This is a genomic window from Bradyrhizobium sp. HKCCYLS2038 (genome assembly GCF_051167655.1).
Classification (GTDB): domain Bacteria; phylum Pseudomonadota; class Alphaproteobacteria; order Rhizobiales; family Xanthobacteraceae; genus Bradyrhizobium.
In genome coordinates, this window is record NZ_JBNPTM010000004.1 from 342,194 (window position 1) to 368,918 (window position 26,725).

The window sequence follows — 26,725 nt, forward strand, 5'->3', positions numbered from 1 at the left end:
TCGTCTGTCTGCTCCAAGATGACCTCGTCGATAGTCGGAGGCGCTCTCACGTGGGAACGGAGCCTAAGATCACCGCTCTCGTCCGATGAGAATAGGCGATTCATGCAACCGAACGGCACGGCTAAACTCGACGAAACTCGACTCCGTCGAGAAGCTCATAGGTGGAGTTCGCTCATCGACCAGTGCTGAGCAGTACGGAACGGGTTGATCGATGCATACGTATTCATCTCCGAAAGCTTTCATTAGGGACAACCAGACGCGGGCAACAACGTAAGGCTGCAGATGGTTGATCGAGCTTTCGCAGACATATTTCGACACATACAGTAGCGATCTGCAATTTTAGACGGCGGTTCGCTCATGCTCGGTCCTGTTTCCCGTCTTGTTATCGTCGTTGGCGAGCACTCAGCGTGAGCTTGCCCCAGGTGGCCGACCCCGCCAACCCGGCCAAGGCCGTCCGTCATTCCGTCCTCGACGGCTGGCGCGGGCTCAGCGTGCTCGTCGTTGCGATCTCCCATGTCACTCTCGGTCGCCTGTCCGATGCCGTGTCATCCGGGCCGTTCGTCGACAGAGTGTCGGAGAACACCCAGGCCTCCATTCTCAGGCTGGCCGAGAAAGGCGGTGTATTCGGTGTCTCAATATTTTTCGGCATCAGTGGACTGCTGATTTCGGATATCCTCCTGAAGCAGGAGACGGCGGATGGTGCAGTCTCATTTCGCCGCTTTTATCTCCGGCGAGCCTTTCGTATTCTCCCCGCGCTCCTCGTCTACGTTTTGGCGATCCATGTTTTGGCGCGCCTGGACCTTATTGACGTCGGCTCTAGCGATTTCGTACCGGCTCTGACGTTCACGTGTGACGCCACACCCTGTCACTGGTTCTTCGGACACCTGTGGACGTTGTCGGTGGAGGAGCAGTTCTATCTCGCCTGGCCGATTCTGCTCGTGCTTTTCGGATCCCAGCGCGTCATCTTCGTCCGACTCCTATGTGCCCTTGCACTATGGAGTGCCGGGCTGCGCCTCTTCGACGCCTACGCACCAACAGGCGGCGGCTTCGCCAGTATCGCGTTAGGCAGCCTATACGCCATCGATCCCTGGTTCAGAACGGCACTCCAAAGGATTGCCTCGCCTGGCGTGTCGACCATCTCCCTTGCCGTTTTCGTCAGCCAGACCGTCCTTCCTCAGTCCTTTGCGGTTCAGCTGACCTTTGGCTTTATCAATCCCATCTGCATCTTCCTGATTTTCGTCGAGACGCTCAACGAGCGGAGTATTCTCCGCCGGGCTGTCGGCTTAACCGTGTTTCAGCGCCTGGGCTTGGCCTCGTACAGCATCTATCTCTGGCAGCAGGTGTTTACGGCCAAGCCGATCTTCTATCTCCAAGACTCCTTTCCTCAGTACTTAGTTCTAGCCCTGACCGCGAGTTGGCTCTCATTTCGCTTCGTCGAAGCTCCGTTGATCGAAATAGGACGGCGGCTGTCGAGCGGCCCTGATCCCAGTGGTCGGCTCATTCATTCATCCTCATTAACATCAGCGCAGTCGTCGATTCGATGAAGCACGCGCCGGATTCGTCACTCAGGTCGATCCGGTGGGCGCTATGAACCACGCGGTCGCAGACGACGTCGATTTGAGTGGGATCGCCGACCAGCGCGCGCTGACATGAAGCCGGCTGGTGACGTTGGTGGAGCGGCGGTAGCAATCCTGGAGGATCTCCAGGAGATCGTGGCCGTGTACTCGGTTGATCTTTTTCGAACGGCCTCCTTCGAGATCAATTCGATTCACATTGCGCAGCGCTCGTTAGAGCTTCGCTAAGCATATCAACACGGTATCATCTTAAAGCACACGTTGAGAGATTGCCTCCGCTCTCGGCTTTTGCGTATGTAAGTACCGACGGAAACAATCCGAAACAAGCCGACACAGAAGTGGACGTCCATGCTGGAGCCCACCATAGGCACCCTTTTGCCTGCACTCTTTCGTCGCTTCCATCGACCGTCGCAGGCCACAGCGCAGATTACGACGATTCTGCGATCGAACAGCACCGGTCTCCGGATAGGAGACCCTATATCTCAAGGCTTTCAACGTTCCTCGCGCGAAACTTCCTCCTGGGCTTCTGAGAAAAGGCACACCACCGGCCTTTTGGAATCATGCGTCTGGATTATTTGCATTGTCGCTGCCACATCCTCGGTCTTCCTAATCCATCGCTCCGGAGCCGCTGTTGATGTCGCAAGCCTCTTGGCCGCGCTCGCGATATTTGGCTTCCTCCTCACCGCTCACATCGTCTACCGCCAGCTAAGGCCATCGCCGGCTTTGAGCAACCTGTGCGGAGGACTCGCAGCAATATTGCTGTCAGGCGCGACGGCCGGGATCATCAGCCTGGTTGGGCTTCGCAACAACGCCCCATTCATCGACGCAGAGCTTGCAAACTGGGATCGAGCCGCAGGCGTTGACCTGCCCGCTGTCATCGCATGGGTGGCCGATCATCCCTCCTGGTCTCACCTTCTGGCAGTCACATACGGCAGCTCGTTCCCACTGCTGTTCGCCGTAACGACGGCGCTCGCAATCACCCGTCGTTTCGATCACCTATGGATTCTGACATTTACTTTTGTTGTTACCATTCTCGCCTGCGCGGGCATCTCCGTGATCTGGCCGGCGAAAGGCGCTTTCGCGTTTTTTGAGTACCCGGCCAGCTTGCTTGAGCATCTCCCGACGGGTTCGGGACTCTATCACTTGTCAAAATTGGATTACTTTCGCGGCGCCGCATCTCCGCTCTTGTCGTTTGCCAATCTGCAGGGCGTTGTGACCTTTCCATCCTTTCATTGCTGCCTCGCCCTCATGCTCATATTCGCAACTTGGACTATTAGATGGCTATTCCCTATCTCGTTGGGCTGGAATTCTCTCGTGATCATGTCGACCATACCGATCGGCGGGCACTACGCCATCGACCTTCCGTGTGGCGCGATCGTATGGATCGTAGCTACAGGAATTGCCGTTGTATTGGCGTCTTTGCGGAGGGACGACAGCTCATTGGAACGGCAAAGAGATCTCTCCGATGGACACCTTTCTCTGCGCCTGCGCCTCTTCTAGCGGACCCAGCTAATCCCCTCGTCGTAAGCGGTCGACGAGAACGCCTGCACACCCCTGGGCGCGCATGGGGTGGGGGCTTTGCTCCTCCGACAACGCAGATTCGCGTATGAGGTGTTATGGAAGAAGCGGGCCAATGGCCTACTTTAGTAAGTGCCTGCCCGTCTCTTTCGTCGCGTTCATAGGTTACCGTTTAGGAACTCTAGAAATTCAATCCACCCTCCTACTAAAGTCAACATCAGGCGGGTCAACAGGGTTGCTGCTTTGGAAGTTGACGCTTGACTACGCGGACGGACGCTCCTCTCCCGAAGCTCGGTTCGTCTTTTTGCTTCTCGTACCTCGAGGCCCGCGCCAACCGTCTGTGGCAGACAGCGCTCTAAGCCCGATTACATATCCGAGATGCCGATAGCTTTCGAACTGAGACTCAGAGAACCACTGATTAGTCGTCGGTTCATGAGGAAATTCTGGATGACGAGCTCGATATGCAAGAATGTCAGTCGGCAGATATTCCCAAGATCGCGGCAGAGACGGCTTCACATACACTAGCTCGCCTCTGAAACCTTTCTCGTTTCCAAGCGCCGGGTACTCAATGGTGCCAATCGTAAATGCCTCTTCGCTAACTCCCTTAGCATCGACCTGAAGTGCGCCTAGATCGATTCGTATATCCACGCCAAGATCTACACGGCACTTCTGGACGGCGTTGCCGAGATCAGAGAACGTTCTATTTGGATCCGCGCCGGCATCAACGCAGAAGATCCGCGTGCAGCGGCGTCTTACCAACTCATAGACGCCAAGATTTTCAAAATGACCACCATCCGATACGTACACCCAGCTCGATCGTTCGTTGGTCGTTCCTAACAGCTCCCGCAGATACCAAAAAGCCCCGAATCCCGGGCTGGATTTCTTCCACAACGGGGCCTCAGTTTTCCGAGCGGTATTGGGCAGCCAACGCCCCAACCGCAGGTTTAGCAGCGTCAAAGCGAAGGCAAGCGGCCCACGACTCGCGAAGCCCATCTGCGAACTAACTGCCGCTCCTGATGTCGCGATCGCTGTACCGACCATAACACCTTCGGAGTCCCTTCGAAATGCACCGGGCTCCACAACGTACTGATCCGTTCGAACATACCCTCCCCTCGTGAGACCGCCTGTGATGCGTGACATTTCGGTTGACTCCAACCAGTAGCCACACCAGCGCGGCGAAAAGACAAATGCTGCGGCCTTTCGTTGCTGCCATGCCAGATCTTGGCCCTGAGTGATGTTAAGCGCAGCGTTCATCAAAAGGTAGGGACGCTGATTCGCAAACTCGTGAAGGGCAAAATCATCACGCGGATCAAACCCCGCGTAGGGATTCGGCAGACGACTAGCTCCATGAGCAGCACCGAGATAACATCGCACGAGGCGGTTTCGATATAAATTTTGTAGAGAGAACGTATTAACATCTACGCAAACGAAGGCACAGATCGCTAAAGCTCCAACTACGAAAAAGGTCGTGATTGCCGGCATCGCAAATAGCCAGCTGATTGGGCTCGCCAATTTTGGTCGCCTAAACGAGAATACGTCCGCCAAATCTGCAATCTGACCATTCAATATCTCAGCAAAAGTGTCTCTCGATGCGCCACTATGCAGTTTGGCGAAGACCGAGAGGAATACGTCCTGGAAAACCACGGTTACCGCAGCGATAAAGCCGCAAACCGATAGCCAACACAGCGCCATCAAGATTGGACGCTTGGTTTCCGCTTCCGATTCGCTGTACATGCGCTTGCTTTTACGAAGTTGCGCGACTGACGCCACCAATACTGCGGCACCGACGAATCCGGCAGTGGCAAGCTGATAGTTCTGAACGAACGTGTAGGTATTCGCGCTGCCCCAGCGCCATACCGGCCGAGCATATAGAATCAGGCTTCCAGCTATTATCCAAAGGCCGGCAAATCCGGACAACTCGCCAAGAAATCGATTTAGCCACTCGCGAGTGAATTCCGAGTAAGTGTTGCCAACAATTCCCATCCACAAGACAAAAAGGAACCAAAACAGCACTACGCCTACGGCAGGGCCGAGCGCTATGACGTGAATTGCGCTTTCTGCGTCCAATCCTGAAAGCCTGAGGAATGAAGATCCAGTCAGCAACAAACAGTACGCAGCAAGCCCACACACCAGTATTGCGAGAACATATCGGCGGAGCTCGTTCCGAGAATCTCTAATTGCTCTCCGAGCACCTAGCTTGAGAAAGATAAAGGCTTTTGAGATTTTGCTAGCATGCCTGATCCGACGGTACTGCAGCAGCACATAGGCACATTCCCAACCCAGTCCAATCGACACGACAGCGACCGCAATCGTCAGACCAACTTCTTTCAGACCAATACTCTTTAGATTGATACAAATCCAAACCGAGCCCGCAATGAGACTAAGGCTGAGCGGCACCACGACGATCCACCGGGGCCGTCGATTGAACAGCATTACAAGCTTAGTTCGAGCATCATTTCTGTCCTGACCTTTGAGAGCTCGCACGTCATAGCTTTGTAGAGTCAAAAGAACAGACAATGCAGATAGAGCAAAGAAAAACAAAAAAAGCGTGATCGCTCCCAGCCAGTCACTTTCCCCGTTCACGGTAAAGTCTGCCACTTCAATAGCGATCAGTGCATGGAACGTTGCCAAAACACAAAGGGTAGATAAGACCCCTAGAACTAGGTTCAACAAGAGATTGCGCAGAAAGCCTGACATCGCAGCCAATGTATCTCCGCTCACCAAGCCAAGGCGCGGAGTCAGGTAGTTGCTATAAGCTCGAAGAAATCTTATTTCAGGCGCCTCATTAATTGAGTGTCTTATGTTTTGTGGAGTCAATCGCATCTCGACGTCACGGACGGGGTCAAAACTGTCACCAAGCCGCGCACGACGAATGCAAGCTGAAAGCCAACTACCAATTTAGCCTCCCCCAGAAACGGTGGAGATATAGTCAATACTCGAGATACGCCTTCTTTGGGCGAAGGCTTGGATGACTCCCAACGAAAAGGTGGCGCTTCGGATGCCGCCGCCTGAAAGCGCGAGCCCGAACAGCTCGCTGCCTGAACCGATGGATTTTGGTGCGATGCGAGACCCTTCCTCCGAGAAGGCCCGAGGTATTTTCATCCGCAACCGCCGCCGCTGGGCGTCGCGCAAAAAGTTGAGATGCTCTAATTCGTCGTCGAGCACCCGTCGGAGATCTGCCCAAGCGGTCTCCCTTTCTGGAGTCTTCTCAGCCATTTTATGCATACCGCTCCCGAAAAGGCTCTGATCACGTTGATAGGAAACTTCCGTTTGGAGGCAGTCTTGCAGCTAGTAGTTGCAATGTCTAGCTTCAAATTCCGACGATGCTATCTCCGAGTTTGTCCGTCCTCCAGACGATCCACCCGCCGCTCGATCGCGACCAGTCGCTCGTCCTGACGCGCCGTGACGACCAGGACGCTGGCAAGCTGATGCAGCGTGCTCTCGATCTTGGCGACCCGCTGATCTACGCTTTCGAGCTCTGCCCGCATTCCATAGAAGGCTCCGGCTCCCGCGACGATAAAGCTCACGGCCGTGAGAATATGGCCGTAGTTGATCGTTGGGTCGAATAGGGCTTTGTGCTGCCGAGACTGACCTTTATCTGGTCGCATGGGTGCTCCGTAATCCCGGTTCAAGAGTGAGGTCTTGCTCTACGCCAGGCGCGCAGTAAGTCGCACGGGAGTACGGCTATCGCTTGAAGATCCGGGCGACCTTCTCAATGGACCGTCCGCCGACGTAGGCGGTGAGGATCATCCCGGCCCAATCAGCGATCATGCCGTTGAGCGGGTCGGTGCTGCCCCATCCCAGCACCTTGTCCCAGACGATTACCTTCCAGAAGTAGACAATGATGGGGAATGCGAGCAGTGGCCGGATGATGGCGGTGTACCAGCGGCCCTGCTCGGCGATGATGATGGCGGACGCCTGCGCCCGCGCGGCGATCTCGGCCTCGATTTCCTTGGCGGCGAGATCGGCCGCAATGCGATCCTGCGTGTTGGCGGCCTCCAGCCTCGCCTTGTAGGCATTGATGAGACCGCTGATGATCGGGCCGCCGATCAGGCTCGCTAGCCAGGTCCACATGCCACTTACCCTGCATGGCCCGGCGACGTCACGGCGGCCAATTCGGCGTCGTGACGTTTGTCGGCGAGGTTGCGCAGGAACTGGAACAGCGCCGTCGTTCCGATCAGGACAAGCGGCCAGGCCCACGGTGGCATCTGCGAGGTGAGAGAGCTCACGTCGACACCGCCGACGATCGGCGCGAAGAAATCGTAGACGCTGACGGCGGCACTGGCCGAGATCACGAGCGCCGTCGAGAGCTTCTGCTTGATGCCTGCGAACTTCTCACGCGCTGCGGCGAAGGCGCTGGCCTCCTTCCGGTAGAGATCGTGGAAGGCCGGGCGGGATTGCAGGATCGGACGAATCCAGAACCAGTAGACGGCGATGATCGTGATCGCGACCAGCACAAATGCAAACATCGGATTCTCCTTGTTTCAGGCGGTGGTGAGTTCGGGAACGATGGGCGTTGCAGGAGTGGCGGCATCCTGCTGGCTCCGGTAACGGCGATTGAGAGCAGAGAGCGAGCCGCCCACGGCCAAGGCGACGCCACAGCCGAGCGCGGCGCTTTCGAACGGATGGGCGATGATCCAGCCGATGAAGCCGCCGCCGGCCGCGACGGGAGCAGCGGCTCCAGCGCCGACGATGAGCTTCCTCATCCCAGCCGGCGCCGGCACGACGCCCTTGCCGGGAGCCTGCGCGATATGAGGTGCCGGCGTGTTGGGTCGGAAGGTCGCCGAGGCGGGCACACCATTGCTCGTCATCCGAAGGCTCGCGGAATTGACATCGTCGACCCGACGCGCCCAGCCGCGGCCGAACACAGGCCACGTCTTCAAGCTCTTGAGGAAGGCCAATCGCTCGACGTTGACGGCATTGATCAGCGCCCTGGGATCTCGGCCAGCGACTGCATGCAACACCTCGTCGGTCACCAGATGCGTGTGATCGGGAAGGCCGACGATCCGGCGCAGCACCTTGCCGCTGCGGCTGATGCCGGAGTTCACGCCGTAGTCGAGAATGCTGTAGTCGACGCCGCCAGGCAGTTCGTCGCAGCGCTGAGCGTCCCAGTAACGCCGACGATAGATCGCCTTGGCCTCATCAAGGGTCATCGCCCTGACGTCGGCGGCGGTCGCGTTCGGCTGCACATATCTGCGGTAGTCGGCGATCGTGATGCCGTAATTCGTGGGGCCGCCGGGATCAGAGGGATGGTTGGTGTAACCGCCCTCATGAAGAAGCAGGCGCCGAAGCGCCTCGTCGTAGGTCGAAGCCGCCATGTCGGTTTTCTCCAGGCACAAAAAAGCCGCCCCGTGGGGCGGCTGAACGGATTGGACGAGATCGCAGGGATGCGCGCTCCTCGGAATGAAGCCGGGATGGCGGCTCGACCACTACCGATTCACCGGCTGTCCTTGCCGGCGTCGCCTTGCGGCTGCTTCAGCGACAGCGTGGTGGTGAACCCGTCCGAGCGCGAAAGCTCATGATCGACGACATCGATCCGGTAGAGGCCGTCGATGCCAGGCCGCGCTCCGATGACGAGACAGGCCCCTTCTGGTTGAGCGTTGATGTTGCCGAGGATGCGGACCGTACCCTCGCCCCGGTTGCGCTCAGAGGCGGTCTTGCCGTTCTCAGCCGCGCGCTCCGCCTCGTCCTTGGTGGGTCTGGTAAAGCGCGTGGTGGCCTCGGCTTCCGCCGACCGGTCCTCGACATCGGCGGCCTCTTCCTTCCACCTGGCTTGCTTGCTGTCGTACCAGCGCGCGCGCACCTTCGCGTATCGCGGCCGGCCGACCACGGGCGCAATATCCCAATTGATCAGATTGACGCCCCATTGTGCCGTGACGGTCGACAGCGTCGCACCTGAAACGGACAAGCCGGAATTGCGCTTGGCCAGAATGGCGCGCCGGCCGAACACCTTGAACGTCCCGCCGACGTCGCGGGCGATCCGGTGCCCAAAATGCAGGAAGCTTTCCGCCGTCATGCCCCACCAGTCGCGCTGAAGGGAGCCAAGGGCGGGATCAACCATCATGGTGAGCCCGGCAAGACTGGCGGCATCCTGCATGACCGTCCCAAGGCTCTGCTTGTCCCAATGTTTCTCGCGGTGCTGCTTGGTTCTGGTCCGGGTATCGGCGCTCTTGGCCGAGATGTGCAGAGTCCGCCCTTCGCCCCGTGCACCCCGCGACTTCACGTCGTCGACCGTGCCCTCGAAAACCCGGGCAATGCCGCTCGATCGCCAGCCGAGGTCGATGGCCATGTAGGCGCCGTCACGGGGAAAGGCGATGCGACCGTTGCTGTCGTCGATATCGATTTCGGCGGTGTCGCTAGCGGTCCCCGCGGCGTCATGGACCCGCAGGCTCAGCAGGATCGGATTGAGCAGATTGCTGATGTCATTGCCGTTGACGAGGACACGGTAGATCGCAAGATCCGCCGTCATCTCAGGTCCACAGACGCACTACGGCAAGTTCGGCAACCGGCGCAGGCGTCACGAGCGGCAGCTTCACCAGCGTTCCCACAGGCAGAATGGGCCCGAGCGCCGCCAGTCCTGGATTGCTGTCAAGCACCGCCTCGATCAGGCCAGGCATCGGGCGTCGGTATTCCCGCCAGATCAGGAGGTCGAGCGAGACGCCCTCGCCCGCGACGCGGATGATCTGCACCGCGCTCATCCGATCAGGCTCAGCAGCGCCGCCATGTAGCCGTCGGCGCCTGGCGCATCGGCGCGTTTGCAGGAGATCTCGATTTCGATCACGCGGCCGACGCCGTGGGCGTCGAGATAGGCGGATTTTTCGCTGACCTGCTCGACCACGAACCAGCCCTGCGGCACGCCATCGCCCCGCATCAGAAAATGCGGAACGCCCGACGCGCGCATCGCGTCCAGCGTCGTAAGCGACGACAGGCCGCCGAACTTTTCCGGAAACAGTTTTGCGTCGATCCTGATCGTCTCCGGCCCGTCGCCGGTGAATTCCAGCGGCGGTCGCCGGCCGATGACGGACTTTTCGACCCAGGACGCTTGCGTCGTGCGATCGGTCGACTGCGGATTGAACGGTGCGATCTCGAAGGTGACGGGCCCGAGCGCCATCAGCATCAGGCGATATCTCCGGCCAGATCATAGTCGGAGTAGAGACCGCGGGCCGCGGCGCGGGTGGGACTGGCACTGGGGGCGGCCGGCGCTGGCGCAAAGGTCGGAGCCACGCTCGGGCGCGCGGTGAAGTCGAGCTGCGAGCGAATGCGGCCGATGATGTCCCGCACCTGGCGCTCGGCCTGCATCAGCTCCTCGATCAAGTTCTCGCGAAATTTCTGGCCCGACTCGCGGCCGGCCTGGCCGGCTTCGTCGGACCTGCCCTTCAATTCATCGGTGAGCTTGCGGCTCAGCGGCGATAGGCCAATGATGTCGTTGAAGCCGCCGGGCACGGCCGTAAAGCCCGGACTGCGCTCCAGCGGCTTCTGCTTGAGCCGGCCCGAATACCCGAATGTGTAGTCCGGGACCGGCGCCATCAGTTTCAGACGTTCGATCCTGTCACGGTGATATTCCTCCCAGGAGCGGCCATCCCGGGTCTTCGCCATGATGTCGGGTGTGGTGGCGATCGAGAGCGCGCCGCCGAGCCATGGGAACAGGCGAAGCAGCGATCCCGCCTTGCTCGCCGCGCTCCCGGCAACCGAGCGTGCGGTGCCGGCAGCCTCCGCCGCGCCGTCGCCGCGCAGCCACTGCAGCCCCTTCTTGCCCAGCAGCCAGGACAGATAGCCGCCACCGGCAGCGGCCGTGCCGCCCACGACGGCGCCGACGGCCCCGGCCTTGGTCGGATCGTCACCGAGCGATTTCGAGAGACGACCGATCGCATCTGCCATCGCGTTCAGAACAGAGGCCGCCTTCTCGCCATGCGGGCCGCCGATGGTCTGGACGAAGTTGACCATCTGCTCCCTGACGCCTGCCAGCGCCACGAACGGATCTTTCGACCGCAAATCCTCTGCCGCCTCCATGCCCTTGGCGGCCTTGAGCCGCTCCATGTCCTTCCGGATCACCTGCTCCTGGATCAGCATCGCGGTGAAGAACTCGCCGACATTGCGATTGCTGAACATGCGCTGCACTTCCGCGATCAAGGATTCGCGGTTGGCCTCGTCGATCGTGAGACCCTTCGCGGCGAGGTGCGGCTTGAGATATCTGGTCGCCCATTCGAAGGGGTTGGCCACGAGCTGGCTTTCCGCGATCACGCGGCCGTCGTCGCCGAGCAGACCGTAGCGGCGCATCACTGCCTGGGCTGCCTTGGTCTGCCGTCCTCCGATCAGGGCAGAGAAGGCCGAGGCCTGCGACGTCCCGAACTGGGCGGCGGTCTCGTGCTGGATCATGGTCGGCACGACGCCGGCCAGGTAGTCCTGGCTCAATCCGTATTTGGACGCCTTCGCGCGCGTGAAATAAGTCCGGATATCCTCCCCAGTGATCGTGTTGCCGAACAGCGAGGCGCCCTTCACGAAGGAATTCAGGATCGACTGAAACTGTCCGGGATCGATCGCCTTCCCAGCCCCCTCGAGCCCCTTGATGACGTTGTCGAGGTCAACGGCTGCCCGGTCCAGTCCGCGCAGCGAGCTCAGCACCACGAGCGATCGAACTATCGACGGCAGCGCCGTCTCCGCGTGATGGAAATCGCCGAAGGTGCCAACCGCCGTGCGCAGCCGTTCCATGACGTCGACCTGGCCCACCGACGGAAACTGCTGCGACAGATTGCGCGACAGGGCCACGGCGCGGGCCGTCTCCTCCGGCGTCATGCCGGCGAGCCACTGCCTCGCCTTCTCGCGCGGCAATTCCGCCGCCTTCTCGACGGCCGTGCGGCCATATCGCTCAACCGTGTAGGCCGTCACATAGGGCGCCATCACATGGCGAAACGCGCGAGCGGCCCGGCCCATCTGCTCCTGCTCCCGTCCGACGCGCCGCAGGCTCGCCAGCGTCCGGCGTTCCCATGCCTCCATCGAGGTCGCCGCCGCAGCAAGGTTCACCCGGCCACCGGCATTGAGGGTCGCGAGCAACTCCCGCCAGGACTGCTTGATCCGGTCGAGATCCTTGGCCTTGAGATTAAGCCGATCGACCTGCTGAGTGAACCCGCGCGACCAATCGGCCTGAAAACCTTTGCCGGCCGTTGCCGCGGCTTTCCCGACATTCTGCAGCGACTTCGCGAGGCGATCGGCGCCCTTGCTGTCGCCGAGGCCTGCAGTGGCCTTGCCGAGGCCGGCTAGAGCCTGGGCTGCCTTCTTCGCGGGTGTGCTAACCTGATCAATCAGCGAGATGATGAGCTGAGAGGTCAGGCTGGGCATTGTGTGGGATCTCAGAATTTCAGAGTAGGGGACACGGAGTACCTAAGCGCGATCCACGCTGGCGCATTGGATTTACGTCTGTGTCGTGAGCGTTTCGAAAGCCAAAAGCGCGCCGCGTCGGGCGCGAATAGCTCTGGGCTGCCACAACCTCGAGGCGCAACCAGTCGGCAGCTGTTAGAAGTGGACCACCCCTGGCATCGCCGCACCCAGACTGGCAGCACGTGATCCAAAGCGGTTCTCATGAGCTGTTTGACAGCGATATCGAGACAATCACACAAAGAAGCATTAATTTCCCTATGCAACATGTGGACGTCGGGCGGCGTTGCTGCAATTTGCACAACAAGGTGTGTTCATGTTCGTCTGGACCGGCTTTCTTGATCGAGCGGCTTACGCCCGGAGGTCGACAATTGCGATCGCGCTTCTGGTCGGAACGATCCTTCTTTCGCCATATCTTTCACGCGTGATCGTGCTCGCGTCTGATTGTGGCCTCGCATGCGGCGTCGTCACGCACATTGCGCCCTCGATCTTTCGGCCGATACTTTTTGTTGCTGCCGTCGCAATGGTCCTAAGCGCATGTGTCCGCAGGACGCGCGATGTCGGACTCCGCCCGTGGCTGGGTGCGTTTCCGCCGCTGATGTTGATTGGCGACGAGGCGTTCCTGCAGTATGCCGGGATGGATCCGACTCATCCAATGTCGATGGGCAACCTAGCAGCTAATCCACCGATCTGGGCTCTGTTCGGAACGGCGCTGATGGCCCTGCTTGGAGTCCCATCACGCGATGCCCTTCGTAACGGCGGAAGCCGCCTCCTGGACAGGTCACTTCTGATCTTGGCCGCATTGTTGTCGGTCAGTGCCGTGCTGCGCGCAGGCGTCATTCCGCTCGCCGCCTTGGCATCCATGGTCCGTTATGTGGCGATCATGCTTACGTCCTACGCGGCATACACGATGCCGGTCTTTCTGGTGTTGGCGGCCTATCGCGTTTGGCGACCGCATCCTATCGCTTCCGCAATACCGTCACCGCCTTCGGTCCCCATCTTGGAGACGCCGAACCTCTGGCGACCAGGCCGCGCGGCGCTGATCGGCCCGGCAATCGCCTGCGCGGTTCTGCTATGGACGCTCCTGTCGACCAGCCTCATGCCCGTACCAATGGTGCTGATAGCGCTTGCGGCCAATCTGTTGCTGTTCTACGTGCCAACATTCCTGATCTATACGGCACTGGTCGCGGCGGTCCTGCGGTTGACGGCGAGGCGGGACGCAGTCGCGGTCACCGTACTCTTTGTCGCGCTAATCCCATTCGGCCTCTGGGCGACGTCGCTCTCGTCGGTCCTCACGGCGAAAGCGCGCGAAAGAGAGGCGATTGCGGCAATTCCCAAGGTTGCCCTGCCCGCGCAGGCCGACGTCGTAGTCGTTGAAGGCGAAGAAGGGTCGCTCATCAATTGTGCGCGGAGCAGCATCCTCTCCGCCGACCGCGGCGTGGGCGAGGTCTTGACTCACGGGCGGCGTTGGAAAAGCTGGGGTCCTTATCTCCGGTACACGCGGACAACAGCCAATGCGCCGGTGAACAAGGGTGTAGCCGTGGACGGCGCACCGGCCGAATATGTGCTCGTTCGATTCCCCGAGCGACCGCCAAGCTTCGGAGATGGAGTCCCCCTCGACAATCATTCGCCGCCAGTTGAGATCTTGGCGTTTGGAAGTGGTGGGACGCAACTCGTTGCTGCGAGCTATACGGCGCGAAACCCGCCGCCGACCTTTCCGCCAATGTTGACGACGTTCGGCTGGTATCGCGGCGAGAACTCGACCACGTCCGAGGAGACATGCAAAAATGTCGCGGATTTCCTTCGGCGAGAACTGCTTGATAAATTAAGGTTCGGCCGGAGTTAAGAGTTCCGACACTCAACTTTCGATGTGCCGGTGATAGACGCCAGCGATCCCGACTCTGCCGTCCCTCGCCATTGAAATAAGTCGTCGGCTGCCTGGGGGTACTGCGGACATACCCGGCATCGGTCTAACCAATATGCTGGATCTTGAGCGCCTCAAGCGCGTGTGCGCATTCGTACCACGCCAGCAGTTCGTCCCATTGCATCGCGAGCAAATTCGGAATCGGGGTGCTGAGGCCGCTTGCAACTATCGCGGAATATTCTCGCCATTTTGCTGGTTCGGCGCGTCCGCCTGCCGCAAGAGGCGGGGCAAAAAATCTCTGACGGCCTCGTTGACCTTTTCCGCGTCATCTGGATCGAGCGCATCGATGATCTCGGGCGGACAGTCGAACATTGGGAGCCGCATATCTGACCCGGCTTCGGTCGATGCCGCCGCTACGAACTCCCCAACCTCCGCTGTCGTCATACGCCGGACGGTGATCCGATCGTAGATCTTGCCATCGTACTGCAGGGGCCAATCAAGCAGCACATCGCGCGACCGCGGCTTGCCCCCGACGAAACGCGGCAGCTCCGGCCCTGCCTGTGCAGGTTCATCGGACGCCTGTCTGCTCGCATCGCTCGTCATGCTTCCCTCCCACATCAAACCGACGCCGGCACGCGCAGGATCGTGTTCTCGTCGCTGTTCTGGTCGACGCCGTCGATGCGCACGGAATTGATGAAGAAGTCCCAGTAGAACTTCTCCCGGCGATCGAAGTAGAGCTCGTAGTGCGTGACCTCGTTGATCGCGTAGTCGTTGGCCAGGAGGTCACCGCGCTTGAACTCGTCGGGCGCGATCTTGCCGAGCCGTCCCTCGATCACGGCCTTGCCCTCGATCGCGGTACCGGCGCGCTTGTCACGGATGATCTGGTAGGCGGTGAAGCGCTTCTTTCCCTTGGCGCCGAGACCGAACTGGGACAGCAGGTCGGGGTCCCAGCCAACCAGCTTGAAGGTGGGCTCCAGCTTCTTGATCCCGAGACCCACCTCGATGGCGACCCGCGCCCCTCCGGCGTGATGGTCCTGGAAGATCTCCTCCAAGGTCGGCAGGCGGAGGTTCTGCAGCGTCAGGTGCTTCGATTTCGTGGGATCCTCGTCGCCGCAAAACAGGTTGGCGGCTTCCCAGACGTAGAGATTGGACATCAGGCCTCTCAGGTGGATGGGCCGCGATCAAGCGGCGAGCTCGAGCTGGGTCAGAAGATCGTTCAGCAGCGCATCGAGCGCCGGCCTGTAACGGGCGGACTGGATCACCAGGCGGCGCAGGACCGGGGGCTCCTCGGCCTGGAAGCGGACGGTGAACTTGCCCAGGCGCAAGCTCTCCGGGGAGTTCTGGTCCTTGGTGAAGCCGACCGTGTAACCCAGCACATGCTGGTCGGCCTTGAGGTCCCGCAGAGCGAATTCCATGGTGTTCAGGACCGACTGCACGGTCTGGCCGGTGATATTGAACTTGCCGAGGTAGTAGCGGAGCGTCCGCAGGAACATGAGGTGGATGTAGTCCCGCCCGCGCACGACGTTATAGAACCGCCAGAGGTCGTCATCGGCACAAGTGTCGGTCCCGACATAGACGAAGCCGCCATCGGCGATGGCAGTTTCGACACCGGCCTCGCCGCGGATCAGCACGCCGATATTGTTGGCGAGCAGGTCCTGGCCCTCCGTGGCGCCGTCCGTCAGCGAAAACGCGATGCCGCGGCTCGGGCCGACGATGCCGTTGATCGGCTGGTTGGCCCAGGAATGGAACGGGAAGCCGCCCTTCTCGTAGTCGCGCCGGACCGCCCGCCCGATGACGTAGGGCGACAGAGGCTTGATCGCGATGCTGCCATCCGCCGCCATGATCTTGGTTGCGGGCTCGACGGGAATGATGCGCTTGGACGAAATGGTTTCGCGCCAGTCGACGGCTTCCTGCCTGTTCGTGCCGGGCCCATCGACCACCGCAACGCCCAGCAACTTGTCGAGAACCGCGGGGAGCGCGGTGCAGATCGGATTGGCCAGTTGCTCCAGTGCGGCCGTTGCCGCGGCGCCGGTGCCCCCGCCGCCTTCGAAGTTCACCACGGGCGGCGTCAGATACTCGCCGGGGTCCTCGATGCTGATGCCGGAGACCGCGCCGCCTGTGAGCTTGGCGGTCGCTTGCGCGGCACGGACCGGCGTGCCGCCAGTGAGAACAACTTTGGGCGGGGCAACATAGTTCTCGCCGCCCTGAAGGTTCGAGAAGTGATCGATGCCGCCAAAGCGCAATCCGGTATAGCCTGGCGCGCAGATCAGCCGCGGCACCACGCCCAGGATGGTCCCGGCGTCCAGGAGCGCGTGGATGCCGGTCTTGGCGTTGGCGTCGCCGACGATATTGGCGACGGTCGCGGCGGGATTGGCGCCCTCGGCGACCCTGACCACCACCACCTTGGCGGCGATCTGCAACTCCGCGAGCTGGCCGTTGATCGCCTGGAGGGCATCATAGATCGGACCGGGACCGAGCTTGGCCGTGGTCGCAGCCTGGTCGGAGAACACGAGGACCGGAGTATCGAGCGGAAACGCGGTGGCATCTGCCTGCGGCGACGGCGCGACGATGCCGACCACCGACAGGTCGGAGCCGACGGCAGGACGCGGCTCGTTGTCGTCGGCCAGGAAGCTGATGCCGAAGGTCGGCTCGGTCATTCCGGTCTCTCCTTTTTAGACACAGGCGGTCGGCCGCGCGACCCGCGCGGTTGCCATGTCGATGGTGCGGAACGTTGCGGTCAGACGGCCGCAGTTGCGGCTGGCAGCGAGATGACGGGGATGCGCCTCGGCAAATCCTCGCGTCGCAGCAACGGGCCCTCGATCTCGACCAGTACCAGCCTGGTCAGCCAGTAGAGTGCGCCGGCGAGGACCGCGAGATTGTGCTCAAAACTGTTGTCGCAGGCCTGGCGCCAGAGCCGGTCTTCCAGGAACAGGCAAGCGCCCTGACAGAGCTGGAGCACCGGACAGCGTCCGCATTCCTCGCGCGTCGACCAATGGTGAGCGGTGTCGAGCCTGATATCCTCGAAGGCCTCGATCGAGCCGATGCGATGTCGGGTGGCAGCGCTGGTGTTTTGGCAGGTCAGGACATTGCCCTTGAGGTCGACAGCGATGTTGTCGGACCGGTCCATGCCGCACTTCTGACCGAGCGTGGAGGCCGGCCGGCCTTGCGCGATCGACCGGAAGAAGCTTTCGATTTTCGAGCGAACGGTGGTCACCGACATGCTCTGGCCGCGGACGGCCTCCCAGAAGATCGCCTCGCGATAGGCGCCGTGTTCTGCTTCCGTCGCCGGCGACAGACCCATGCCGCCTTCGTCATAGGGCAGCAGGATCTCCTCGGTGGAGAGCGGGATTTCGCCGGGCGGCAGGGCCAGACGCGCGGCGATGTGCTCGCGGATGGCGACGAGCGAGGTATTGTGCTTGTGCAGCACGCAATTGAAGCCGATCCGCCCCCAAGGTTTCAGACGATCGTAGAGACGGCGGATCGCGTCGCGGGATCTGGGCTCGTCGAGCGGGTCGGGTCCCCGAAATCGCATCGCCGGGCCGTCGTGGCTGATGCCGACGTCGAAGCCCAGCCTATCCAGCCACTCGATCTTCTCATCATCGAGCAGGGAGCCATTGGTGATGATGTTGAATTTTGTCTTGGGATAGGCCGAGCGCAGGGCGCCGGCGAGCACCCGCAGCTGTTTCCAATAGACCAGGGGTTCGCCACCCCAGAACTCGAACCTTACCCCGGAGCCGTCGCCATTCTCGCCGCCATCGAACCAATCAGGCAGCTTGCGCAGGAAGGCGTGGACGTCCTCGACGTTGCCTCCGCGCTCGTGCGGCTGTGCCCCCTGGTTGCAATAGGCACATGCATAATTGCATTTGAGCCCGAGCTGCATCTTGAGCGTACGAATTCTGCCGCTCTTGCGGCCGGGGTGTTCGGGTGAGACGATCTCGGCCGGTGTCCAGTCCGGCGGTGCGGGATCGTAGCTCATGCCGACGGCACTCAGGTCGATGCGCTCGTCGGTGTCCTCCCAGAGCAGTTCCGACGTATGTGGCCGGTAGAGAAGTCGGCGCAGATAGCCGTTCCGGCCCGCCATCGCGAGCCGGAATTCGTTCAGGGTCGTCACGCGAGCGAACCTCATTCTTGTGTTAGCGAGCTATCATCCAGATCGTAACTATCACGCAAGGTGGCGTGTTACGGAGCGGCCCAAGCCGATCCGGAGGACATTGCAAGATATGACCGCTATTGACAGGATCTGTCCTTGCGGGACTAGATGACCCTGCGAGCACTCTTGGTACCTCGTTCCGTGGCTTTGGCCGGCCGCTTTGAAGCTTCAGACATTATCGATCGAGATAGTTTGCCTACCAAGAGCCCCTTCACGAAGACATTCCGGCAACGCGCGTTGCTGAAACGACTGAAATGCGGATGTCCGCAACACCCAGCCAGTCAAGAGGAAGGTGTCATGAACATTAGATCGATAGCCATATTGGTGACCGCTTTCTCTACTGTACTCGCCCTCGCTTCGGCGGCCCCCGCGGTAGCACGTTCGAGAGGGATCGGAGCAACGACACCCGAAGGAACGAAAGTCGATACTCAGGAGGGTGAGTCCGAAGCCGCATGCATCAAACGGCAGATGGCCATCGTCGATCCGGTCTCCAAGATTCACATCCAGCCAGGTGATGCCCAGCGGTTTTGCAGTCGCCGCTCCAGAAACCGCAGATAGCCTCGCAGTGTCGCGCCATCTTCGGATTGCGCGGGCGGTCGGGATGCAAGGCGGCAGCATGGATCATGCTTGAACCACCCGGAACGTCAGCTCGCTCACGCCGGTAAAATGCCGGAAACCCGCCTTCACCCGAAAGCTGTCGCCGGCTAAGAGCCCGAGCGCGCCGACCCGGAATTGCACGCGGCCTTGCTGCGTTGTGACACGCTGTTTGGGCAGATAGCCCCCAGTCGCCTCAAGATGGAGTTCTGCGTCAGCTTCGGTGATCTCGCTGCCGGAAACGTCGACCAGTTGGGCCGTCACAGTCGCATACGCATCGGACTTGAGATCGAGGCTGTCGGCAGTGAGGGCAATATCCGCGAACGCCGGCCGGGCATCGTTCAGATTGTCCTGTTTGGTCATCTCGGCACCCGGATCGAGGTTGCCGACAAGCCCGAATTCCGGATGAAGCGCGATGCTAAAACTGCTGGTCAGGAAGTCGCAGCTCGCGAAGGGCACATGGACCTGCAGCGGACAATTCCGCCCGAGGATTGCGAGATGTCGAGGTGCCCGCGCCTTCGTCTCCTTCGTGGCCGCGTAGCGATTGAATGGCGCCTGCGGCCGACCGACGAAGTCCATCGGGAAGATCCAGTTGGCGTGATCGTCCCACTCGCGCTTGCCGAGGTCGCTGTCGAGATCGAGGCAGACGCCGCCGATTTCCTCGAACAAGCGGCCCGCCAATCGATCCGCAAGGTCTTCACCCCGGACACGCCGTGCGCCAAACAGGGTCGAGCGTCGGGTGTCGGCATGCTCGCTGAGAAGGCGCTCGACCTCCGCTGGCGTCAGCAGGTCGGGATCCTCTGCTACGGTCTTCACCTCGCGAAGCGTGCGCAGCGTCAGCTTGCGAGGGTCGCGGCGCACGAGAACCAGGACCGGAGTTTTCAGGAAGAAGGAGTGGCAGCTGGAGGGCGCGATCATTTAACCTCAGGAGCCGGTGAAACAGTTGCAGTCGCAAGCGCAATTACAGTTGCAATTACAGTTGGAATAGCAGTTGAAGGCCCCGCAATTGCAGTTGTTGTAGTTGCGGTGATATTCGCCGCCGCCGATCTCGTCGGCCGTCAGTCCATACGCGGAGTAGACGAAGCCAACCGACACCGCTTGATAAGAAACGGTCGCACCGCCGGCAAAATCGAACCCATTCGGATTGGCCGGCGAAAGGCCGAGGCCCCAAGTCCACCAATTGCCATTCGGCGGCGTCCATTGCGCGTTGCCTAAACAGTTTCCGGTCGGGAGATAGCCAGTGCAATTGTTCGCGCGATCGTCAGTGAAGCGGTTGTAGCGGTTGATCGTGCCGATGTCGGCGCCGTCGGCCGTCTTGAATCCGGTTACGCGCGAATTGCCGCCGGCAGCGCTCGACTTGAACGTGAAGGCACCGCCGGCGACCGCCTGCCCCACCTTGAGCGGCGTCATCAGCTTGTTGTCCGCCGTCCCAGCCGCCGCGTCGGCCGGGGAGGCGACTGCCGCCGGATCAATGTTGGCAAACGCGATCGCGAGCGTGTTCAGGCCAAGATTGGCCTGGGCTTGAGCTTTCTGCGCGGCGCTGAGCGACTGTGCGGCATCGACGCGCAGCCGATTAGCAAGGGCCGCCGTGATGCTGCCGGCGAAATTTGCATCATCGCCGATGGCGTCGGCGAGCTCCTTCAGCGTGTCCAGAGTTCCTGGCGCGGCCGCCACGAGGGCGTCGATGGCCGCTTTAACGAAGGCTGTCGTGGCAACTCGAGTTGAGGCATCGCCGGCAGCCGGCGTGGTAGAGGCCAGCGAGATCAGATTGAGCGACCGGACGGCTCCCGAGGCATCGCACCAGAACAGGTTGCCATCAGCCTCGTTGATGGCGATCTGGCCTGACGCAAGCGAGGCCGGCGCGTGACCGGCAACCGTCGAGCGCAGGATCTTGACGACGGGCATGGTTAGAAGGTTCCTCCATCAGCGCCGCCGGGAGCGAGCGCCGCCAGCTCGCAACCAATCATCCGCCAGTTGCCGGCGGCATCGCTCTCGACATTCCAGATATCTCCTGGCGATGTCGTGATGTCGGCGCCGCCGGAGAGAACGAGGCTTGCCGGGTTTGCCGTCACGGTCACGCTGCCGGCCCAGCGCAGGCGGATGCGCCGGTTGGCCGCGGTGCCGAAACTCGTAATGGCGTTCGATCCCGTGATGACGATCCGATCGGATCCAGCCGCGCCGAGATCGCAGATAGTGGTCGATGCGACGGGCACCTCGGCCGGAGCGGTGCGCGCCGAAAGGTCTGGTCGTACGGCCATCGATCGCCGATCAGCCGACGACGATCACGCGCAACGAATTGGCGGCGGGCGCCGCCGCAAAGTTCAGCCGCGCCGTGTTGGCGTCGGGCAGCGAGACCGCGCAGTCGGCAAAGTCATATGCCCCCGAATTCGCCCTCAGCTCGACCTGAACATCCCTGGTGTTCAGATTGTGGGAGACGTCGATCTGGGTGGCAGAGCCGTCGCCGATGGTGGCGACCGCCTTGCGCAGGCGGCCGGCCCAGTTCGACAGCGTCGCAGGCGTCACGATCCTGGTGGTATCAGTGCCGGCATCGACGTCGGCCTGGCTTGCCAGTTGCGCCTTGCCCTTGGTGGCCGTGGTGGCGTCAGGCGTTGCTGATCCAAAACTCGTCCATAGAATGGCCGTGGTACCGAGAGTGATTCCGGTCTGGGTCTGCCGCCAGGTCGACCCGCCGTTGACGGTGCCTTCGTTGATGCCGACCACGGCCGAGTTGAAGTCGGCGCCGGCTTGGGCGTCCATCGCGCGGGTCAATGGCGAGGTCGCGCCATTCCAGACATAGAGGCCGTTCTCGGCTGCCGCGGTCTGGTCCTTCAAAAGCACGCGGTCGCCATTCCCGAGGGCAATGCCATCGATCGTATTGCCTGGCGACGCGATGTTGACGTTCGCCGTCGAGGCGACGCGGACATCATCCTTCCAGGCCAGGTTCTCCTTGACGGCATTGAGCTGGGCCAGCGTCGCCGGCTCCTGCGGGGTCTGGGCGTCCGGCAGGCTGGTGATGCGGGCAACCGACCCGAAATCAAGATTGGTCAGGACCTTGCGGGCCATGTTCTCTCCTTATCCTGTGCACCTGCCATGCGGCTCGGTGGTAGACGCCCCGTCTGCGCGGGAGCGGCCGCAACACGTCTCAGCAGCATCGCGCCCGGCCCGCCATCGGGAGGGCAAAGCTGATACGGCACTGATTGACCGAGGGATGAGCAACCGCTGCCAGAACGGCGTTGCCACCGTCGTCCACGACGGCGACTGAGGGACGGAAGCCAAGATTGTGGTTGACGATCCACTCGGTGAGCGGACTTGTCTGGACGTACTCGAAGAAGGCCGACGCTGGTCCAGGCGGCCCCATCGGACCAGGCGGGCCAGGTTCGGCCTCGCTGATGACGATCTCGATCGGTTCGAGCGAGGGCATGTGTCGCCTTCAATGACGGCCGGCTCCGACCGAGCGCGATCCCGCGTCAGGTCAGCCCCTGATGATTGATGGTTGCGAACCGCAACAGCGGCCGTGTTGGCTCTGGCGTCAGGCGCATCACCTCGAAGTCGATCCGCCCTTCGCCGAGCGCCGCACAGTCTGCCTGGCTCAAACTGATCGCGAGGCGTCCGTCATCGCCGATCATCAACCGACCGTTGATCAGGTCGAGCGTCAGCGCGCCGGCTGCCGAACGGGCGACGCCGCCGAGCACCCAGGCGCGGATATCGACCGGCTGAGGCGAGGATCCCGCCCGGAATGCAATCGGCGGCATTTGCCAAGCCGCGTTGGTCTGCATCCGCGGCACGCGGAACCGGGGCATGGCGGCTCCTTCGCCCGCTGGTCAGAACGTGCCGCCGTCGATGGCCTGCTCGTTCTGCAGGCCTTCCAGCAGCGTCCTGATCTCCGCCGTGAGTGTTGTCGCATCGGCGAGCTTGTGCTGGACCTCGATGATGGCGGGCGTGAACGTGTCGTTGAGCCGGGCAAGCGCAGCTGCCGTGATCTGGTCGACCGCGCCGGCGATCTCCTTGCCGTAGAGCTCGTTCTGGTGGATGCGCAGGTCAAGATCCTGGAAACGGTCGTTCCAGAAGGCGGGATCGGCGAGGTTGTCGCCCCGCTTGACTCGGTAAAACTCGAACCGGCGCATGAGGCCTTACAGCTTATCGGCGCTGTCGATGGCGTCGCGGATCGTCTCGGCATAGGCCCCGGTGACGACGACGTCATGGGAAGGTCGCAGCGGATTAGGGCCGTTCATGACGACGCGGTTGAGAGTGAGCCTGTAGTGCGCCGCAAGGTCGAATTTCTCGGGCAGAGTTGCGCCGGCGCTAACGCTCGCGGCTTTGGTCTTCGCCATACTTGACACCTCAACGATTGGAATTGAGAGTTGGCCCGATCATCTGCGGAAACGGCGCCATGTCTTGCTGGACGCGGCCGCTCACACCAGCGCACCCTGCGCCCCGCGTCGCTCCAATGACAACTGCCTCTATGTTATCGCCACGATTGCCGGGACGCACTCATGTAAGGAAGTCGATCCGGATAGACAGAACTACTGAAAACTTCGCCCTATCCCCTCTCTACTTGTTCAGGTTCGTCCGGCCATGCACGCCACTTCTTCACCCAGTGACGAGCCTGACGAAGCGTGGCCACTGTTGCGCCTCTTCCCAGCACGAGCGCGGCACCGATCGTCAGTTTCGCCATGAATTGAAGGATTTTCACAACTTCAAAACGATTCAAATTCGTCCACACCGATTTGAAGCTCACCGAGCCGTTCAGCTCATGGATGGTCACTCCAAGAAACGCGAACTGAAGCAGCTCGGAGAACCCGTCTACCAAGAAATACAGGCCGATGACGGTGACGAGGCTAGTTTCCATATCTTTCAACTCGTTCGACGCCGCTGGCAAACTTCCGTCCTCAGCCCCTTGGTGAGTTGCCTCCACTAACCGGCGGCTCCACCATATCAGGCCGCAGCCGAACGCGGTGTAAACGGCAATCGGGCCAAAATAGACAGCGACAGACATAGCCAACGCGGAAGACCGGTCCGGGGTATTTGCCGTCATCCAGTAAGAGTAGACCTGATCAAAAATGGATATAGTCCCCGGTAACGTGACTGCGGTGCTTAGCAGAACAAGCAGCCCAAGTGCTTTGACGACAAGTCGAGTAACGTCTCGGCGAGTGAACATTCTCGATCCTTTGCAGGGAGCACGATCGTCGAACAGGCGAACCGGGTTTTGCAGTCGCTCAACCTACGCGCCTGCTCGGCGTAAACAAGTCTCTAGGTATGGATGGGGTATCGGCGCGGCTCAGCCACACAACCGCTGATGTTTTTTCACCATCCAGAATGACGACATAGTTGTAGATGACGAAAGTGCACTGCAGCGCTGCAATGCTGTTCGCTTGCCATGTCTTGCACCTACGTCGACCAATACAGCTCCTCGGCGATATGAAAGAGATTCGCCGGCGAGTTGGTCGTCCCGATTGCCCGGATCGAGAACGTGTTGGTGGCCGCTGCCAGGTTGAAAGTGCAGACCCGCTCGTATCGCTTGGCCGCGTCGTCAACCAGGGTGGTCGTGACCGTGCTCGGATTCACCCAGGCATTGCCGACCCGAAGCGTCACGTTGCAGGTGTGCGGCGTCGCGTCGAAGCGCTCGAGTACCAGCTTGACGGAGATGTGGGTGCTCGACGCCGCCAGCGTCACGTTCTTCCAGATGTGGGTGAACACCGTCTTCGGCCGCGTCACTTTGCAGCGCGATCCGGCGAGCGCAATGCCCGGCGCAATGTCGGGGGTGCCAATGAAGCGGCCCCGGAATTGCGCCAGCGGTGGCGCATTCGACAGCGCCGAGATATTGTCCTGCGTCAGCTGCAGCCACTCACCGGAGCCATTGGGCCGCACTTCCAGTACCAGATCTGTCGAGGCCGGCACCATCATCCGCGCCTGCAGATCGACGTTGCGGAAGCCGCCGTCCAGCGTGATCGGCGCGAACTCGATGGTGACCTGGGACGCCGCGAACTGGGCGCACCAGACCTCGACCATCAACTCCCTGGTGAAGTCGCCGAGATAGTAGGCGCCGTCCATCGAGTAGAAGAAGGTGCCGTCCAGGTAAGAACCGCCGGAAGCCATGCCGACCCGGTGATTGGCCGCCGAGGTCAGCACCACGGCATAGCGGCCGCCCTTGGACAGGAAGGTCGGCGGAATGTCGATCCGGTTCCAACCGGTAACGATGCTGGCAGCCGGATAGACCTGGTGCAGGATCGCCTTGCTGATATCGGGGACGCCGGTCGTGACCTCGACCAGCGAGACAAAGATGTTCTCGTCCGCCGCTTTGCTGGTGACGTAGAAGCCGAGCCGAGTCGCCCACATGTCGTTGGCGACCAGGAAGGATTGCGCGATCTGGGCACCGTTGATGTTGTGCTGGATGGTCTCCAACTCCCAATAGGGTACGGTCCAGGAGTCCTTCCAGTAATAGTCGGTACGGTACCAATGCCCATCGAAGGTCGTGGTGGCGTTGTATTGCTCTGTGGTGAAGTCATCGAGCCACCAGGCGTTCGTCGTGGCATCGCCGCCTGACCACAGGACTGCGCCATTGACGCAGCGCATATATGTGCCGCCGTAGCGGATGCGCTCCTTGTGCAGCTTCTTCTCGACCAGCTCGTAGGTCTGGTAGCCGTATTGCGCCATGCCGAGATCGGTCGAATAGGCGCCGGTGCTGATCTTGAGCCGGTGATCGTATTTCGGGAGCAGGAAGCCGCCCTGCAGGGAGGCGTTCTGATCCAGCTGCGAAAACAGCGTCACCTCGAACTCGTTGGCGGCGGCATCGGGAAAGCGGACGCCCTCCTCGACCTTGGCGTCGAAACCGAGATGCAGGCTGTCGGTGAGGTCGCTGACATCGGGATCGGCCCAGATGAAGTAGGAGGCTCCATAATCCGAGTACGTTGCCGGCAGATGGACCTTCTCCTTGACCTCAGCCAGGTCCTGCATGATGTGGATGATGTCGATCTTCTCGCCCTGGCCGTTGATCTTGTTGGCGAGCGCTGCGAGGTCCGAGGCGAGCGAGGCAACCCGGGGCTCGATCAGCCGCTTGAACGCCTCCAGCACCGCGGCACGGATATCGAGATCCTCCGTAGAAGTGACCTGGTTCTCGGTCATCATGGTGACCGCCAGCACCTGGGTCGGATCGAGCAGGACGCGGGCAATCTCGACACTCGACACCGGGATCGCCGGCGGCTGCGGGTCCGCACTCTCGGCGCCCGAGACGATGGTCAGGATGGCGTCACGTGACCTGGTCGTGGACACCGCATCCGGTTCGGTTCGGCCGGTGGCGACATCGACCAGGAAGTCGCGTTCCTCGACGTCGGTCTCGTTCTCGACGCCATAGGCGGTCAGCGAGATCACGCGCTTGGCTGCAGCCGGCAGATAGGTCAAGACCGACTGCACCAGCGTGGTCGCGCGGTTGTAGATCGCGCCGTCGTTCGCATAGAACCGCCCCGGCTGGACCTGCAGCTCGGCCTGGGCCGACTTGATCGTGCTGAAGCCGGAGTAGCGACGGGTCTTCGTCACGCTGTCCTGGACCAGGTGGTCGATCGAAGCGCGGGCAAAGTCCTGCAGGTCCTTATGGTCCTGGGCGGTCTGCTCCTGGTAGTCGCGAAACAGTATCTGTCGTTCCACTTCGGATGTCTC

Annotated in this window: 27 protein-coding genes; 3 read left to right on the forward strand and 24 right to left on the reverse strand. The window is 61.1% G+C overall.

Annotated elements, in window-relative coordinates; genetic code table 11:
- Positions 1 to 407: 407 nt before the first annotated feature.
- Both ACQR1I_RS19540 and ACQR1I_RS19545 read left to right on the forward strand, forming a co-directional pair.
- Positions 408 to 1,544: an acyltransferase family protein gene (locus ACQR1I_RS19540; RefSeq protein WP_434866179.1), complete on the forward strand. Its 1,137-nt coding sequence runs from the start codon at positions 408 to 410 to the stop codon at positions 1,542 to 1,544.
- Between the two features lie 378 nt (positions 1,545 to 1,922).
- Complete coding sequence (locus tag ACQR1I_RS19545) at positions 1,923 to 3,074, forward strand: phosphatase PAP2 family protein (RefSeq protein WP_434866180.1); 1,152 nt, start codon at positions 1,923 to 1,925, stop codon at positions 3,072 to 3,074.
- Positions 3,075 to 3,353: 279 nt separating this feature from the next.
- On the opposite strand, the gene ACQR1I_RS19550 is transcribed toward ACQR1I_RS19545, so the two are convergent.
- From ACQR1I_RS19550 to ACQR1I_RS19595, 10 genes are all read right to left on the reverse strand, one after another.
- Positions 3,354 to 5,798 carry a hypothetical protein gene (locus ACQR1I_RS19550; protein WP_434888758.1) on the reverse strand — a complete coding sequence of 815 codons (2,445 nt, stop codon included), beginning with the start codon at positions 5,796 to 5,798 and terminating at the stop codon, positions 3,354 to 3,356.
- Between the two features lie 192 nt (positions 5,799 to 5,990).
- Positions 5,991 to 6,308, reverse strand: coding sequence for a hypothetical protein (locus ACQR1I_RS19555; protein ID WP_434888759.1), 318 nt, complete (start codon positions 6,306 to 6,308; stop codon positions 5,991 to 5,993).
- A gap of 110 nt (positions 6,309 to 6,418) precedes the next feature.
- The gene (locus ACQR1I_RS19560; RefSeq protein WP_434888760.1) at positions 6,419 to 6,700 is read right to left on the reverse strand and encodes a hypothetical protein; all 282 of its coding nucleotides are present in this window, start codon (positions 6,698 to 6,700) and stop codon (positions 6,419 to 6,421) included.
- Between the two features lie 76 nt (positions 6,701 to 6,776).
- On the reverse strand, positions 6,777 to 7,166 hold the full coding sequence (locus ACQR1I_RS19565; protein ID WP_434888761.1) for a hypothetical protein: 390 nt from the start codon (positions 7,164 to 7,166) through the stop codon (positions 6,777 to 6,779).
- A 5-nt stretch (positions 7,167 to 7,171) separates the two neighbouring features.
- Positions 7,172 to 7,561 carry a hypothetical protein gene (locus tag ACQR1I_RS19570; RefSeq protein WP_434888762.1) on the reverse strand — a complete coding sequence of 130 codons (390 nt, stop codon included), beginning with the start codon at positions 7,559 to 7,561 and terminating at the stop codon, positions 7,172 to 7,174.
- 15 nt (positions 7,562 to 7,576) lie between these two features.
- Positions 7,577 to 8,410, reverse strand: coding sequence for a glycoside hydrolase family 108 protein (locus tag ACQR1I_RS19575; protein ID WP_434888763.1), 834 nt, complete (start codon positions 8,408 to 8,410; stop codon positions 7,577 to 7,579).
- A 119-nt stretch (positions 8,411 to 8,529) separates the two neighbouring features.
- Complete coding sequence (locus ACQR1I_RS19580) at positions 8,530 to 9,381, reverse strand: phage late control D family protein (RefSeq protein WP_434888764.1); 852 nt, start codon at positions 9,379 to 9,381, stop codon at positions 8,530 to 8,532.
- 181 nt (positions 9,382 to 9,562) lie between these two features.
- Entirely contained in the window at positions 9,563 to 9,790 is a 228-nt protein-coding gene (locus ACQR1I_RS19585; protein ID WP_434888765.1) for a tail protein X, read from the reverse strand.
- Positions 9,787 to 10,209, reverse strand: coding sequence for a phage tail protein (locus ACQR1I_RS19590; protein ID WP_434888766.1), 423 nt, complete (start codon positions 10,207 to 10,209; stop codon positions 9,787 to 9,789). Before ACQR1I_RS19590 ends, ACQR1I_RS19585 begins: the two co-directional genes overlap by 4 nt.
- Positions 10,209 to 12,428, reverse strand: a complete 2,220-nt coding sequence (locus ACQR1I_RS19595) for a hypothetical protein (protein WP_434888767.1) — start codon at positions 12,426 to 12,428, stop codon at positions 10,209 to 10,211. The genes ACQR1I_RS19590 and ACQR1I_RS19595 overlap by 1 nt, the downstream gene beginning before the upstream one ends.
- Before the next feature lie 352 nt (positions 12,429 to 12,780).
- Here ACQR1I_RS19595 and ACQR1I_RS19600 point away from each other — a divergent pair, with 352 nt between their 5' ends.
- Entirely contained in the window at positions 12,781 to 14,310 is a 1,530-nt protein-coding gene (locus ACQR1I_RS19600; RefSeq protein ID WP_434888768.1) for a hypothetical protein, read from the forward strand.
- A 243-nt stretch (positions 14,311 to 14,553) separates the two neighbouring features.
- On the opposite strand, the gene ACQR1I_RS19605 is transcribed toward ACQR1I_RS19600, so the two are convergent.
- The 14 genes from ACQR1I_RS19605 to ACQR1I_RS19670 form a co-directional block, all read right to left on the reverse strand.
- Complete coding sequence (locus tag ACQR1I_RS19605) at positions 14,554 to 14,931, reverse strand: phage tail assembly protein (protein WP_434888769.1); 378 nt, start codon at positions 14,929 to 14,931, stop codon at positions 14,554 to 14,556.
- Positions 14,932 to 14,945: 14 nt separating this feature from the next.
- Positions 14,946 to 15,482 carry a phage major tail tube protein gene (locus tag ACQR1I_RS19610; RefSeq protein ID WP_434888770.1) on the reverse strand — a complete coding sequence of 179 codons (537 nt, stop codon included), beginning with the start codon at positions 15,480 to 15,482 and terminating at the stop codon, positions 14,946 to 14,948.
- Between the two features lie 27 nt (positions 15,483 to 15,509).
- The gene (locus tag ACQR1I_RS19615) at positions 15,510 to 16,985 is read right to left on the reverse strand and encodes a phage tail protein (protein WP_434888771.1); all 1,476 of its coding nucleotides are present in this window, start codon (positions 16,983 to 16,985) and stop codon (positions 15,510 to 15,512) included.
- A gap of 80 nt (positions 16,986 to 17,065) precedes the next feature.
- The gene (locus ACQR1I_RS19620) at positions 17,066 to 18,439 is read right to left on the reverse strand and encodes a radical SAM protein (RefSeq protein WP_434888772.1); all 1,374 of its coding nucleotides are present in this window, start codon (positions 18,437 to 18,439) and stop codon (positions 17,066 to 17,068) included.
- Between the two features lie 660 nt (positions 18,440 to 19,099).
- On the reverse strand, positions 19,100 to 19,990 hold the full coding sequence (locus ACQR1I_RS19625) for a hypothetical protein (RefSeq protein WP_434888773.1): 891 nt from the start codon (positions 19,988 to 19,990) through the stop codon (positions 19,100 to 19,102).
- A gap of 6 nt (positions 19,991 to 19,996) precedes the next feature.
- Entirely contained in the window at positions 19,997 to 20,977 is a 981-nt protein-coding gene (locus tag ACQR1I_RS19630; RefSeq protein ID WP_434888774.1) for a hypothetical protein, read from the reverse strand.
- Positions 20,978 to 20,979: 2 nt separating this feature from the next.
- Positions 20,980 to 21,330: a hypothetical protein gene (locus ACQR1I_RS19635; protein ID WP_434888775.1), complete on the reverse strand. Its 351-nt coding sequence runs from the start codon at positions 21,328 to 21,330 to the stop codon at positions 20,980 to 20,982.
- 10 nt (positions 21,331 to 21,340) lie between these two features.
- Entirely contained in the window at positions 21,341 to 22,135 is a 795-nt protein-coding gene (locus ACQR1I_RS19640) for a hypothetical protein (RefSeq protein ID WP_434888776.1), read from the reverse strand.
- 79 nt (positions 22,136 to 22,214) lie between these two features.
- Positions 22,215 to 22,493 (reverse strand): hypothetical protein, encoded by a 279-nt coding sequence (locus ACQR1I_RS19645; protein ID WP_434888777.1) that lies wholly within the window; start codon positions 22,491 to 22,493, stop codon positions 22,215 to 22,217.
- A gap of 46 nt (positions 22,494 to 22,539) precedes the next feature.
- Positions 22,540 to 22,848, reverse strand: a complete 309-nt coding sequence (locus ACQR1I_RS19650; RefSeq protein ID WP_434888778.1) for a hypothetical protein — start codon at positions 22,846 to 22,848, stop codon at positions 22,540 to 22,542.
- Between the two features lie 45 nt (positions 22,849 to 22,893).
- Positions 22,894 to 23,196, reverse strand: a complete 303-nt coding sequence (locus ACQR1I_RS19655) for a hypothetical protein (protein WP_434866202.1) — start codon at positions 23,194 to 23,196, stop codon at positions 22,894 to 22,896.
- Positions 23,197 to 23,202: 6 nt separating this feature from the next.
- Complete coding sequence (locus ACQR1I_RS19660; protein ID WP_434866203.1) at positions 23,203 to 23,403, reverse strand: hypothetical protein; 201 nt, start codon at positions 23,401 to 23,403, stop codon at positions 23,203 to 23,205.
- A 209-nt stretch (positions 23,404 to 23,612) separates the two neighbouring features.
- Positions 23,613 to 24,230, reverse strand: a complete 618-nt coding sequence (locus ACQR1I_RS19665) for a hypothetical protein (protein ID WP_434866204.1) — start codon at positions 24,228 to 24,230, stop codon at positions 23,613 to 23,615.
- A gap of 230 nt (positions 24,231 to 24,460) precedes the next feature.
- Positions 24,461 to 26,713, reverse strand: coding sequence for a hypothetical protein (locus tag ACQR1I_RS19670; RefSeq protein WP_434888779.1), 2,253 nt, complete (start codon positions 26,711 to 26,713; stop codon positions 24,461 to 24,463).
- Positions 26,714 to 26,725: the final 12 nt, after the last annotated feature.